Annotated in this window: 12 protein-coding genes; 8 read left to right on the top strand and 4 right to left on the bottom strand. The window is 47.2% G+C overall.

All coding sequences use genetic code 11. The annotated features are described in order from the left end of the window. Positions 1-58: 58 nt before the first annotated feature. Together L0U89_RS09440 and L0U89_RS09435 are read left to right on the top strand one after the other, a co-directional pair. Entirely contained in the window at positions 59-2,011 is a 1,953-nt protein-coding gene (locus L0U89_RS09440) for an amylosucrase (protein WP_234861282.1), read from the top strand. Positions 2,012-2,056: 45 nt separating this feature from the next. Then, positions 2,057-2,725, top strand: a complete 669-nt coding sequence (locus tag L0U89_RS09435; RefSeq protein WP_234861281.1) for a hypothetical protein — start codon at positions 2,057-2,059, stop codon at positions 2,723-2,725. A 488-nt stretch (positions 2,726-3,213) separates the two neighbouring features. On the opposite strand, the gene L0U89_RS09430 is transcribed toward L0U89_RS09435, so the two are convergent. Genes L0U89_RS09430 through L0U89_RS09420 form a run of 3 tightly spaced genes read right to left on the bottom strand, consistent with a single transcriptional unit; the run spans position 3,214 to position 5,338 of the window. Then, positions 3,214-3,618 (bottom strand): energy transducer TonB, encoded by a 405-nt coding sequence (locus L0U89_RS09430; RefSeq protein WP_234861280.1) that lies wholly within the window; start codon positions 3,616-3,618, stop codon positions 3,214-3,216. Between the two features lie 20 nt (positions 3,619-3,638). Next, the gene (locus L0U89_RS09425; protein ID WP_234861279.1) at positions 3,639-4,967 is read right to left on the bottom strand and encodes a TonB family protein; all 1,329 of its coding nucleotides are present in this window, start codon (positions 4,965-4,967) and stop codon (positions 3,639-3,641) included. Further along, positions 4,967-5,338, bottom strand: coding sequence for a BlaI/MecI/CopY family transcriptional regulator (locus L0U89_RS09420; RefSeq protein WP_040480340.1), 372 nt, complete (start codon positions 5,336-5,338; stop codon positions 4,967-4,969). Before L0U89_RS09420 ends, L0U89_RS09425 begins: the two co-directional genes overlap by 1 nt. Before the next feature lie 224 nt (positions 5,339-5,562). Between L0U89_RS09420 and L0U89_RS09415 the strand changes: the two genes are divergently transcribed. From L0U89_RS09415 to L0U89_RS09390, 6 genes are all read left to right on the top strand, one after another. Further along, positions 5,563-7,041, top strand: a complete 1,479-nt coding sequence (locus tag L0U89_RS09415) for an acyl-CoA synthetase (RefSeq protein WP_234861278.1) — start codon at positions 5,563-5,565, stop codon at positions 7,039-7,041. Further along, entirely contained in the window at positions 7,038-7,397 is a 360-nt protein-coding gene (gene madL, locus L0U89_RS09410; RefSeq protein WP_234861277.1) for a malonate transporter subunit MadL, read from the top strand. Before L0U89_RS09415 ends, madL begins: the two co-directional genes overlap by 4 nt. Before the next feature lies 1 nt (position 7,398). Beyond that, positions 7,399-8,157, top strand: a complete 759-nt coding sequence (madM, locus tag L0U89_RS09405; RefSeq protein WP_234861276.1) for a malonate transporter subunit MadM — start codon at positions 7,399-7,401, stop codon at positions 8,155-8,157. 11 nt (positions 8,158-8,168) lie between these two features. Beyond that, on the top strand, positions 8,169-9,071 hold the full coding sequence (locus L0U89_RS09400; RefSeq protein WP_234861275.1) for a sugar phosphate isomerase/epimerase family protein: 903 nt from the start codon (positions 8,169-8,171) through the stop codon (positions 9,069-9,071). Continuing rightward, positions 9,068-9,472, top strand: coding sequence for a GNAT family N-acetyltransferase (locus tag L0U89_RS09395; protein WP_234861274.1), 405 nt, complete (start codon positions 9,068-9,070; stop codon positions 9,470-9,472). Before L0U89_RS09400 ends, L0U89_RS09395 begins: the two co-directional genes overlap by 4 nt. A 165-nt stretch (positions 9,473-9,637) precedes the next feature. Next, a complete protein-coding gene (locus L0U89_RS09390; protein WP_234861273.1) occupies positions 9,638-11,998 on the top strand; it encodes a TonB-dependent receptor in 2,361 nt (786 codons plus the stop codon). Between the two features lie 14 nt (positions 11,999-12,012). Here L0U89_RS09390 and L0U89_RS09385 read toward each other — a convergent pair whose 3' ends face one another. Continuing rightward, entirely contained in the window at positions 12,013-13,302 is a 1,290-nt protein-coding gene (locus L0U89_RS09385) for a serine hydrolase domain-containing protein (RefSeq protein WP_234861272.1), read from the bottom strand. Between the last annotated feature and the right edge of the window lie 38 nt (positions 13,303-13,340).

Below are 13,340 nucleotides of genomic sequence, written 5' to 3'. Positions count from 1 at the left end.
ATATAAATTTCTTGTCTCTTGATACTCAATTCTCACATCTCATTTCTCAATTTTCCCAATGTCACTCGACCCATTTCTGACTGATACGATCAATAAAGCATTCGAAGATCACGGGTTTTCTCCCAAGGCTAAGGACCAGGGGTTTGTAGCCAAATTGGAGGCGGGCATCCCACTTTTGGCCAAACTCTATTTCAGTCTGTACCATTCCCATCCCCAGAAAGATGAAATCTTTGGCAGCCTCGTCGGGGTTATCGTGGAAGCTTACATTTCCCGAGGAGCGGACCTGAAAAAAAGAGATGCTGAAAAGTCCGCAAAGGGATCATGGTTTTTGAGCAATGAACTGGTCGGCATGAGCCTGTACGTGGATCGGTTTGCGGGGGACTTGAAGAAGATGTCCCACAAATTGGAATACCTGGAGGAACTGGGGGTGAACTTGCTGCACTTGATGCCATTGTTTGAGAGCCCACAAGGGGAGAGCGATGGTGGCTATGCGGTATCAAACTTCAGAAAGATCGATCCGAGGTTTGGTGGCTTGAAGGATTTGCTCGCGCTGCGGAAAGAAATGCAAGGGAAGGGGATGTACCTGATGCTGGATATAGTGCTCAACCATACGTCGCACCGACACGAATGGGCGGAAAAGGCTAAGCAAGGCGATGGTTACTACCAGGATTTCTACTACATGTATGAGAATCGATGGATTCCCAACCAATACGAGACCATGATGCCCGAGATCTTTCCGGATGCAGCGCCGGGAAACTTCACTTGGGTCGAGGAATGCCAAAAATGGGTCATGACCGTTTTCCACAATTACCAGTGGGACTTGAACTACATGAACCCGATCGTCCTGAGGGAAATGCTGGACAATATCTTTTTCTACGCCAACTTGGGAGTCGATCTGCTCCGCATCGATGCGCCGGCGTTTATCTGGAAGGAAACGGGCACGAGTTCCCAAAACCTTCCCCAAGTGCATACCATATTGCAGTTGATCAAACAAGCGGTCCTGATTTCCACACCTGGAATGGCGATATTGGGAGAGGCGATTGTTGCACCAAAAGAGATCATCAAATACTTCGGAACTGGAGAGTTCCGGGCAATGGAATGTGATTTCGCATACAATGCCACGCATATGGCCTTGCAATGGGATATGCTGGCCACGGGCGATACAAAAGTGATGCTGGCTGCGCAAAGCGATATTTTGAAAAAGCCCTACGGAACATCTTGGATCAACTACACCCGTTGCCATGATGATATCGGCCTGGGCTACGAGGATCGCAGCATCATGGAAGCCGACAAAGATCCGTACCACCACAGGAAGTATCTGATGGAGTACTTTTCGGGTAGATTTCCCGGCAGCCCATCCAAGGGAGCGCTTTTTTCTGTCAATCCAAGAACGGGCGACGCGCGGATTTCGGGGACACTTGCATCACTTTGTGGATTGGAAAAAGCGTTGGAGTCAAACGATGAGACAGGCAAAGATCTCTCTATCCAAAAGATCGTGATGATGCAGGCGCATACGTTTTTTCTGGGAGGAATGCCGATGTTGTACTATGGCGACGAGGTTGGCTATATCAACGATTACAGCTATGCGGATGACCCGGGTAAGAGCTATGACAATCGTTGGCTACATAGACCAATGATAGATTGGGAAAAAGTGGAAAAGAGAAAAACGCTTGGCACCATCGAGCAAAAGCTGTTCAGCTACACCCACATGCTTATCCAAATCAGGAAGCAATTGGCTGTGATTTCTGATTTTCAGAATATAGAATGGATGAGTCCGCACAATACCCATATTGCCGGATTTGTACGTCGTACGGAAGGGCAACAGTTTTTCGGGCTTTTTAATTTTAGCCATTACCACACGGTATTGAGCTGGCATGCCTTTAGGGAGAAAGGCTGTACATCCGGCAAACTCCTGGATCATTGGACTGGGCATACAATCTCCATCGGCGAAGACCATGAGCACCTGATGTTCCAACCTTATGGTTTCTATTTGTTGGAAGTGGTGGGATGAGTTATTGGGAATTGATAAACAGTTTGTAGAAAACCCTTTAAAAAGTTGATACCGAGAATACTCATTATTTTAAAAATGATACTTTTACTTAGTTGTAAAGGTAATTATGTTTATGAAAATGAGGAAATTACTTCACTTTCAAATACTCTTCCAGAGGTATTTGAATCGTTTTATTTTTCAAACTATTGTAAGTGGGTTGAAGATGAATTAAGTGCTTTCTATGATACAATTCCGCTTAATGAAGATGATAGTTTGTCGGAGTTGATTTTCAAGGAGCTTGTAGAAAACAAATGTAGTATTATTCACATTGTAGAATTTGATGGTTATTTGATTTCGTTGCCTGAAGTAGTTGAGAAAAATGATTGGTTAATTAATATCCATGACACAAATGATTTCATTTACTTTGATTTGACTACCACAAAGAACTTTGCAACACTTAACTCAAGATTTATCGGTTACAATAGTCTTAACTTAAATGAAAAATACAAAATTGAATCATTAGATTTTGAGGAGAATTATTTCAATGAAAAATTTAAGTTTAGACCAGAAATTAGTAGAGTAAGCTTCAACGACAACTTTACTCTTGGTTTTTACTACATTACCATTTGGAAAGATGGTGGTTTTCAAAAAACTGGTACCTCTACATTAGTTCTGATTGAAAAAGAAGAAAGTAATTGGCGCGTTAAGGAAATCAAATATTATAGGAAGGGATAAAATTTTTTATTCTACCATCACTTTGGATAAAGCTTGTGGTTTAGAGAAGAAATGAAAGTTCAATATATTTTTAAAGTCAAGAGTAGGCTGGAAGTGAATGGCCCCGAATGCCTGCTGTCTCCAAGCTGAATGCCGTTATCGAGTTATTGGATGGTTCTCGAGATAGGAATTGGAGCCAATGGAGGGAGTTTTATTTCTAGTCTTTTAAAAACCTTTGGTCGATTTGCCCATACTTTGTGACAAGGAAGGCTGATAATTACCCCTACTTTGTGACAAAAAATAGCTATAATATCCCCTACTTTATTACAAGGTGTGTGTTCTTTTTTAATGGTTTTTTCTGAAAATCAATGAATTACGTCTAGTTTCTTGAGTAGGCAATCCTCTTTTGCGTTTTTTTCCTGCCAAAGAAGTCGCACAATCAAAAAACCACAGCCCTTGCCGACTGTGGTTTTTCACTGTGATAGTTTCAAGTTGATTATTGCCTTGACCTAGAGCTTGAACTGCACCGGCAGCTTCATCTCCACGTCGACGGGTTTGTTTTCTTTTTTCCCGGGAGTCCATTTCTCACTATTGGTTAGCAGTCGCACTGCCTCTTCGTCGCAACCGCTGCCTATTCCTCTCAATACCTGAACATTAGATACCGACCCATCTTTTTTGACAATAAAGCTGAGCATCACCATCCCTTCAACACCGTTCTTTTTCGCTGTTTCAGGGTATTTGAGGTTGTTCTTGAAATAGTTGATCCAACCTTCCATGCCTCCGGGGGGAACCGGCATTTCATCTACTTGTTGTTGGACGGTTTCCTTTGATTTAGCAGTTTCCTGGGCTGTTGATGGGAACGCGTAAAACATCGCTGCTGTCAAAAGCGCGGTAATAATTAGTTTGGTTTTCATAGATGGGATTTTATTTTGGATTAACATTCGTCTAATGGATTAATCGGTCTCTTTGAATTCAAGTCCAACAATTGTCTATTGCTCGGGAAAAACTTCCTGTCGGGGATCAGGTTTCGATTTTCGGAAACCGTGTTTTCGCCCAATTTAAACCGCACCGGTAGACGCATGCGGACGTTTACCTTGCGGCCACGCTGCTTGCCAGGGATCCAGTTTGGTGACTTTTTGACCACCCTCATGGCTTCCTCGTCGCAACCCGCGCCGATACCCCGGAGGATTTCTACGTTTTGTACAGAGCCGTCGGTTCTTATTTCAAAGACCAAATAAACGGTGCCCTCTACGCCCATTCGCTTTGCCAAAGCAGGATATTCGAGGTTTTCCATCATGAATTTCCCCCAAGCTTCCATGCCTCCGGGAAACGTCGGTGACTCTTCCACAACGTCAAATACTTCATTGGCCTCCAAAACAGTACCGGTTTCGACGGCGGCGGGTTCAATGGCTTCTTGACTTTCTTCACATGCTATCGCTATGAAAAGTAGTCCAATCAATGGCAACGCAGGTAGAAACCGTAGTTTCTGAATCAATTTGGATTTGGCTTGGGTCATCATCAGGATGCGTTTTTTGGTGAGAAACTGGTTGAAATTGTTCAAGAGCAGGTGTTCGTTTTCCTCATACAGAAGATTGAGCAGCATCTGGGCGTAGGCCTTCGGTGCCTTGATATGTAGCACGGCTTGGTCAGCTTCGAATTCGTGGATTTCCCTCAAATCAGCTTCGATGCGCGACATCCAAGGAAAAAACCAATACATGCAGCGGACGATTTGGAAGATGATCAGGTCGATGCTGTGCCCCTTTGCAGCATGGATGGATTCATGCAGCACGATTGTGTTTGCCTGCTCCTCATCTTCAGGAATAGACGGTAAAAGGATAAATCCGAAAAAAGAAGCGGGGGAAAAGGCCGGATGGATATGGATTCTTTTTCCCCGGAAGGTATCGACCTTGGCACGATTGATCAGCACCATGGTACGGGCAAAGGCCCAAAGCAGTTTGCTTGCAAACAAAACGGTGCCTGCCAAGTAAAACATCGAAAGGATTTGCCAAGTGGACCATTCGTTTTTTTGCACACTTTCCTCTCCAATGGTGACCGCCGGGAGTTGGTAGCCGAGCAGCTCGGAAGATGTTGGCCCCCAGTCGAAAGACAGGAACGGCAAAATGGCCGCTGCCAAAAGCATTGAAACAAGGTAGCTCCTGTTCCATGAGAAAAATGTCAGTCGGGAAAGCATCAGCTTGTAAAACCCGTACAGGACAAGGAGTATAATGCTACCTTCCAATAGGTTGTTGAACAAATTTTCCATCAGGCTTCTTCCTTAAAATTGTTGTCGATCAGTTTTTGAAGTTCTTCGATTTCCTTTTGGGAAATCCCTTTTTCCTTGACCATAAACGAAAGGACGTTGGCCATGGAGCCGTTGAAATAGTTTTGGATCACTTGGTGGAAAGACCTCTTGCCGTACGCGCCCTGGCTGACCAAGGGAAAATACTCAAACGTATTGCCGTAGGCCTTTTTTCCCAAAAATCCCTTTTTCTCCAGGTTTTTGATATTGGAGGCCAGTGTAGTGTAGGGAGGCTTTGGCTCTGGGAGTTCGTTGAGGATATCCCGAATCAGGGCCCTTTCAAGCTTCCAAATCAATTGCATCAACTGTTCTTCTTGTACGGTAAGTGTTTCCATGCTGCCAAGGTAAAACAAGTATTTTAGAATAACTACGAAAAAATCGTAATTCTACGAAAAAAATGTAAATACTTGACCCTTCGTTGCGATTGTAGCAATTCAAACATCGACGGATCTTCCATCCGAGGAAATCTTTATCGGAATTGTGGCAAATTCGCCATATTTGAAACGGTCTGTAACGATTCTATCAAAATAACTTCAAACTGCCGCGTTTTGGCGATATAATGCTCCAACTCTTTGAAAATGCCTTTCGGCTACCTGACAAAATCGCTGTAATCGACAGCCAAGGTTCTTATACTTACGGCGATTTGTTGCGGAAAAGCGCGGAAGTAGCCTCGTATTTGTTGAATGGAAAGACCGACCTTCACCAAGCGCCGGTTGCTTTCATGGTTTCGCCTGGGTTTGATTATGTGTCGGTTCAATGGGGAATTTGGCGGGCAGGAGGCATTGCGGTTCCCTTGTGCATCACTTATCCTTTTCCCTCTCTACAGTACGTGGTTGAGGATACGGATGCACAAACAATCGTCTACGGTCCCGAGTATGCCGAAATCCTGGTTCCCTTTGAAACGACGGAACGGATTAGGATGGTAGAGATTTCCGAAGTCCCGCAGGCGGCTGATGTGAAATTACCCGAGATCGGTTTGGACCGTGGCGCCATGATTTTGTACACATCAGGCACGACAAGCCTTCCAAAGGGTGTCCTCACCACCCATGCCAATATCCAAAGCCAAATCAGCACGCTGGTGCAGGCTTGGGAATGGACAGAGCGGGACCACACGCTTTGCCTGCTTCCACTCCACCATGTACACGGAATCATCAATGTGGTTTCCTGTGCGCTTTGGTCGGGAGCAACCGTCCAATTTCTCAATCCCTTTGATGCAGCGCGTGTGTTTCAGGTCTTTATGGAAGGAAGTGTCAACGTGTTTATGGCCGTGCCGACGATTTATTTCAAGTTGATTTCATATATCGAGACCTTGGATGATACCGGGAGAAAATCGATATCCGATTGTCTGGCCAAATTCAGGTTGATGGTTTCCGGTTCGGCAGCATTGCCTGTTTCTGTCATGGAAAAGTGGCAGGCTATCTCCGGCCATTACCTTCTTGAGCGCTACGGCATGACCGAAATCGGGATGGCCATTAGCAATCCATTGCACGGACAGCGCAGGGCGGGCTATATCGGGATGCCGCTTCCGGGGGTTGATGTAAGGATCTGTGACGAGCGCGATAGGGAAACCCAAGACCAACCTGGAGAAATCCAAGTAAAAGGCCCGTCGGTCTTCAAGGAATACTGGGGAAAGCCAGAGGCGACGAGCAAGTCCTTCTCGCCTGACGGCTGGTTCAAGACTGGCGATATCGCAGTCGTCGAGGATGGGTATTTCAGGATTTTGGGTCGAGACTCTATTGATATTATCAAATCAGGCGGCTACAAGATCTCTGCCCTCGAAATCGAGGAAATCCTACGCACACACCCCGAAGTCAAGGACTGTGCCGTCGTAGGCGTCCCGGATGAGGAATGGGGTGAGTTGGTCGCAGCAGCCGTGATCGCTGATGCAGGCTTGGATTTAAAGGCGCTCAACGTCTGGATGAGGGAAAAAATGCCCGCCTACAAGACCCCGCGACAATACAGGATTTTGTCCGAACTTCCCCGCAATGCCATGGGCAAAGTCACCAAAAACGAACTCAAAAAACTCTTTCAAAAATGATCATCTACGGTGTAGCCTTGTTGGCATTGTCGTTTCTTTTGGGCCAATGGATGGGCGAGGCGCTCGGGGCTCTGCTTGGCATAGATGCCAACGTCGGCGGCGTCGGCTTCGCGATGATCATCCTCATGCTGCTCAAGGACTGGTTTCTGCGGGAAGGATGGATGAAAAAGGATATGGATGCAGGCATAGATTTTTGGGGCAAAATGTACATCCCGGTTGTGATCGCAATGGCGGCTTCGCTCAATGTAAAAGGAGCGGTTTCGAGCGGACTTTTGGCTGTCTTGGCTGGTTTCATTCCGGTGGCGATCTGTTTCGCTGTTTTTCCTCATATGCTTCGTCGCTTTAAGACAGATTGATATGGAGCTGTTTGAAGGATTGATCGCAAAAAACGGATTGGTTTTCGCATTCCTTATTGTTGGTGTTTTGACACTAGGTTCGGAGTTTTTCAGCAAGAAATTCCTCAAGTCCAAAATCCCAGGTTCTGCCGTAGCTATCTTCTTGGCACTTTTGTTGGGCTATTGGGGAGGTGTTTGGGGTAATGGTGAAAAGGGACTGGCAGATGTCAAGTTTTTCAGCGGCCTTGGATTTTTCGGCGGCGCTATGTTTCGGGATTTTACCATCGTGGCAACCGCGTATGGCGCCAGTTTTCTGCTGGTGAAAAAGTCCGGTTGGCTCGGATTCATTTCGCTCGTATTGGGGATAAGCCTGTTTTTTGTTTTGGGTGTGATCATCGCATTCGCCTGGGGATATCGGGATGTGGTGAGTCTTTGCACGATCGGGGCGGGGGCCTGTACTTATATCATCGGACCGGTGACGGGTGCGGCGATTGGAGCAAGTTCGGAGGTGATTGCGCTGAGTATAGGTACCGGCTTGTTCAAGACCATCACGGTGACGATCCTGACGCCTTTGGTGGCCAAGCGAATTGGCCTCGACAATCCGCAGGCAGCCATGGCTTTTGGTGGATTGATGGGGACCTCAAGTGGAGTAGCTGCAGGATTGGCTGCGACGGACCCCGAGTTGGTTCCCTATGGGGCGGTTACTGCCACGTTTTACACAGGCCTTGGGTGTTTGGTCTGTCCATCGGTGTTTTATGGCATTTTGGAACTCATGTTATGAAATGGGGGAAAATGATGCAAAAGATAGGTTTTCAGATGTCTTGGTTTTCGGTGCTTGAACTGGCCTTCCTCTTGCTTTTCGCCAATCCCCTAATTGCCCAACAACCAACAAAAATACCACCAATCGGTGCCTGTAATGGGCTCAAAGACGCCAACTTGCTCAAAGACGCCGGTTTTGTCTTCGCTGAGGAAGGGGTTCCCAATTTCCTTCAAATGGATTTGTCGGAAGCCCAGTTTGATAGTTTGTTGGCTGTGGCGCCCAAACCCGCCATGCCCGTACAGGCCCTGATTTACTTCCTTCCGGGAAAATTGAAGTCGGTGGGCACGGAGGCCGATCACGAGGGTATTTTGGAATATGCGGAAATCGTTTTCAGACGGGCAAAGAAACGTGGTGTGGGCATGGTAGTATTCGGAAGTGGAGGTTCGCGAAGGATTCCCGACGGTTTTTCCTACGAAAAAGCTTGGGAACAAATGCGGGAACTGTGCGTCCGCTTGGCGCCATTGGCGGCAAAACACCAGGTTGTTTTGGTCCTGGAATCCCTTAATTCCAAAGAGTGCAATTTCATCACCACACTCGCCGAAGCCGGCAAAATGGTCCAAGAAGTGAACCATCCCAATTTCCGTCTTTTGGCGGATCTGTACCATATGAAAACCGAAAATGAAGGCCCAGAAAGTATCCAACAATACGGCAGCCTGATCAAGCATGTCCATATTGCGGAGCGTGAAGGTCGTGCGGCTCCTGGAATACACGACGAGGACTTTGTGCCCTATTTCAAAGCCTTGCAGGATGCGGGATACCAGGGTGGGATTTCCTTGGAAAACAATTGGGGCGATATGGCATCCGAGGCACCCCAAGCCGTGAAAACGATCCGCGAACAGTGGCTGAAGGCAGTTCAATCAAAATCGCTGAAATGAAAATCGAGCAAGTATCACTCGAGCTGGTATTGCAAATTCGCCATGAGGTCATGTGGCCCAATCATCCCTTGGATTTTGTGAAAGTCGCCGATGACCTCGATGGCACACATTGGGGGCTGATGGTCGAGGATGAATGTGTTTCGGTGATATCTGTTTTTGAAAATGGGTCAGAAGCCCAATTCAGGAAATTTGCAACCTTGGCAAAAGAGCAGGGAAAAGGCTATGGATCGGAGCTTTTGGCATTTGTGTTGGAGAATCTAAGGCAAAAAGGAACCAAACGGATTTGGTGCAATGCCCGCGCCGAAAAGGCTGGATTTTACAGAAGGTTTGGGATGGTCGAAACCGCCCATGTTTTCGAAAAGGAAGGAATCGCTTATGTGGTGATGGAAATCATCCATTGATCAAAATTTTGATAAGCCTTGATTATCAATAGAATAAATTAGACTGATTTTGTCCCTGCGGCTTTTTGTCCGGGGCATATTGAACACCATCGTCAAACCTATTGTCATTTCCCTGTGCTTAGATTGATTCAGCCTCGCATCCTTTTTTCCATCAAGATCAATTGTATGATTTTGTTGGCGCTCATGCTCTGCGTCTCAGGATTCGCCTTCGCACAGCAGGGGAAAGTCACCGGTCGGGTTTGGGATGATGGGTCCAATCAGCCTTTGGCCTTTGCGACCGTGGCCATTTTTAAAGGAGAAGGGGTGTTGGTCGAAGGGACGGTGACAGATGCAGAGGGAAAATTTGCAGTGGATTTGCCGTTTGGCGATTACTATGCGCAGGTGGAGTTTATGGGTTATGAGCCGTATAAGGTGGGTGAATTCTCCTTATCCAAAGAAAAACCAGTCCAAACTTTGGGCGATATCCGCCTCCAAACCAATACTTCAAATCTTCAGGAAGTAGTTATTGAAGGTGATAAACCACTGATGGAGCTTTCCCTGGACAAAAGGATATTCAACGTCGGCGAGGATTTGGCGAATGCCGGCCGCACCACAGCGGATTTGCTGACCAACTTGCCATCCGTTTCTGTCGATACACAAGGAAATGTCCGATTGCGTGGTTCTGACAACGTGCGGATTTTGGTCGATGGGAAACCATCCGGACTCGTGAGCTTCAAGGGAAGCCGCGGTTTACAACAGTTGCCGGCCAGCATGGTCGAACGAGTCGAGGTCATCACCAACCCATCCGCACGCTATGAAGCAGAGGGAACGGCGGGCGTGATCAACATCATTTTGAAGAAAGAACATCGGCAGGGCTTTAATGGATCAATCGAAGGGATTCTCGGCACGCCAACGAATGTAGGCCTTGCTGCCAACCTCAACTACCGTCACCGCAAAATCAACTGGTTTGTCAACTATGGTATCGCAAGGCGAAAACTCCCGAGGGAAGGAACGCTCTATCAAGAAGCCTTTGGAGGCGACACGCTTCTGATTTCGAAGCAGTATACTGAGGGCTACGTCAATTCCCTCGACAACAATGTCCGTGCAGGATTGGACTATTTTTTCAATGACAACAACGTCTTGACGGCTTCTTATCTACTGCGAAGAAGCGATGCCCATCGGATTACGGATATTCGCTATGAGGATTTCATCGGAAGCGTCGATAATTTGGACAGCTTTACGCTAAGGAGGCAGGATGAGAAGGAAAAGGAGCCCAATTCAGAGACCTTGGTTACCTACAAGCGGAGTTTTGGTGAGAAAGGGCATGAGTTGACCACCGTGTTTACGTATTTGGATTATTGGGAAAACTCCGATCAATTGTTTACCCAAAATACGTTCTCGCCCGAAGGCATTTTGGATCCCGAAAAAGCACTTGTCCAGACTTCGATCAACGATGAGTTCGAAAAACAATACTTGATCCAAGTCGATTACGAAAAACCCATTGCCAAGGAAGGAAAATTCGAGACTGGTTTGCGAAGCAGTTTCCGGAACATGGAAAATGACTTTGTCGTCAGCGAACAGGACGAAAACGGAGATTTCAACCCGATCCCTGGTTTGGAAAACATTTTTCTTTACCGTGAAAACATCCATGCGGTCTATGGCATTTTGGCCAACAAAAGCAAAAAATTGGGCTACCAAGCCGGTCTCCGTGGAGAATTCACAGATGTCAAAACCACCCTCGTCAAAACCGATGAGCAGAACCCGCGGGAGTATTTCAACCTTTTCCCAACAGCACACCTGACTTACAAATTCAGCCAGGAGAATGCCCTGCAGTTTAGCTATGCGCGGAGAGTGAAAAGGCCGCTGTACAATGACCTCAGCCCGTTTATGACTTTTTCCGATGCCCGGAATTTCTTCAGCGGCAATCCGGACTTGGATCCGGAGTTTACGGATGCTTTGGAAATGGGGCATATCAAATACTTTGAAAAGGGGACGCTGTTTTCCACGGTCTTTTATAGGTATACCACCGATAAGATCGAGCGTATCAGATCGGTAGATGGAGAAGGAAATGCCCTGATTCGTCCGGAAAACATCAATTCGGAGAATTCATTTGGTTTGGAGTTTACAGCTGACTATGCGCCACATACTTGGTGGAAAATGGATATCAACGCCAACTTCTTCTACGCCACGATTGACGGCAGCAACATCCAGGACAGTTTCACTGCCACGACCTATTCTTGGTATGCGCGGTATTCCTCCCGATTCAACTTCGCCAATGGGTACCAAGTCCAGTTCAGGGCCAATTATCAGGCCCGCCAAAAAACAGCCCAAGGCGAGCGAAAGGGAATCTTCTTTATGGATATTTCGGGCAGTAAGGATGTGTTCAAACGACGGGGAACCCTCGTTCTCAACGTCATCGACGTACTCAATTCCCGTCGGGACCGCTACGTGGTCGAAGGCGAGGGCTTCTATACCGTCGGCAACTTTCTCAACATGCGCCGCCAAATCAACCTTACCTTGAATTACAGGATTCGGCAGGGGGGGTGATTTTTGCCAAAATCTCAATCATCCACCAGCGTAAACACCATCTGCCTGAACTTCCAGCCGGTTTGGTCACCGGACGTTTGGCTTGTTTGCTTCATGATGACGCCTATGATTTTTTCCTCTGGATCAGCAAAATACTGGGTATTGAAGTAGCCGCCCCAATCGAAGGTTCCCTCGCCGCCGATACCGCCTTCTGCGAGGCCTTTTTCATTCACCACACCAAACGCCAATCCATAATGCTTGCCTCCGCCCCAAAGGCTGCCGACTTGGTTTTGCATCATGGTCTCAATGGTCGTTCGGCTGAGGATCCGGACGCCGTTGAGTTCGCCGCCGTTGAGGTACATCTGAAGAAAGGTCGCATAGTCCTTGGCGGTACTCGACAAGCCTGCACCTCCCGAGAAGAAGCGCTTGGCTCCTTTCACGGGGTATTGCGGATCGTAAAATGTGACCGGGAAATTTTCCCATTTGCCGTTGACTTTTCGATGGACCTTGACGAGTCTGTCGGCTTTTGCCTCAGGCAGGTAAAACCAAGTATCCTGCATCCCGAGCGGATCGAAGAGTCTTTTTCTCAAAAACTCATCAAAAGGCATCCCCGAGACGATTTCGATCAAATAGCCAAGCACGTCCAAGCCTTCGGAATAAGTATATTTTTCACCCGGGTTGTGGTGGAGGGGTAGTTTTGCGAGCTTTTTGACATTTTCCTCAATGCTGATGTTTGCGGTGGAATACAGATCCACAATCCCTGCTTTGTGATAAATCATCCTCATCCGTTCGTCCCCGTCGATCACACCGTAGCCCAAGCCCGAAGTATGCGTCATCAAATGGCGGATGGTGATTTCTTTACTGGCCGCAACAGTGGTGTAGGAAGTATCCCCGTACCGGAAATTCTGCAGCACCTGCGGATTTTTGAATTCGGGTATGAACTTGGAGATCGGATCGTCCAACCTGAATTTTCCTTCTTCCCAAAGCATCATCACTGCTGTGGAGGTGATCGCCTTGGTCTGTGAAGCAATGCGGAATATGGCATCTTTTGACATTGGCTTGCCTGCTTCCACGTCCGCAAATCCTTTTGCCGTGTGATAGACGATCTTGCCGTTTCGTACGACCAAGGCCACCAAACCCGGATTCTCGTCGTTTTTCATCGACTCCTCGAGCATGGCATCCAACTTTTTCAACCTGTCAGGTGAAATGCCCACTGATTGGGGAGTACCTTCAGAAAGCGGTGGTGATTTCTTTAGGGATGGCGTCTGGGCGAAGGCAAGGCTGGTAAATACCAAAAGGCAGAATAGGGGGGTCAGTTTTTTCATGGTTGAATTTTGGGAAAGGATTCACAAGCTGTATAAAT

The sequence above is a fragment of the Mariniradius sediminis genome, assembly GCF_021491425.1.
GTDB classification, from domain to species: domain Bacteria; phylum Bacteroidota; class Bacteroidia; order Cytophagales; family Cyclobacteriaceae; genus Mariniradius; species Mariniradius saccharolyticus.
Note: the sequence above shows the minus strand (reverse complement) of the source record. Positions and strands in the feature narration are given on the sequence as shown.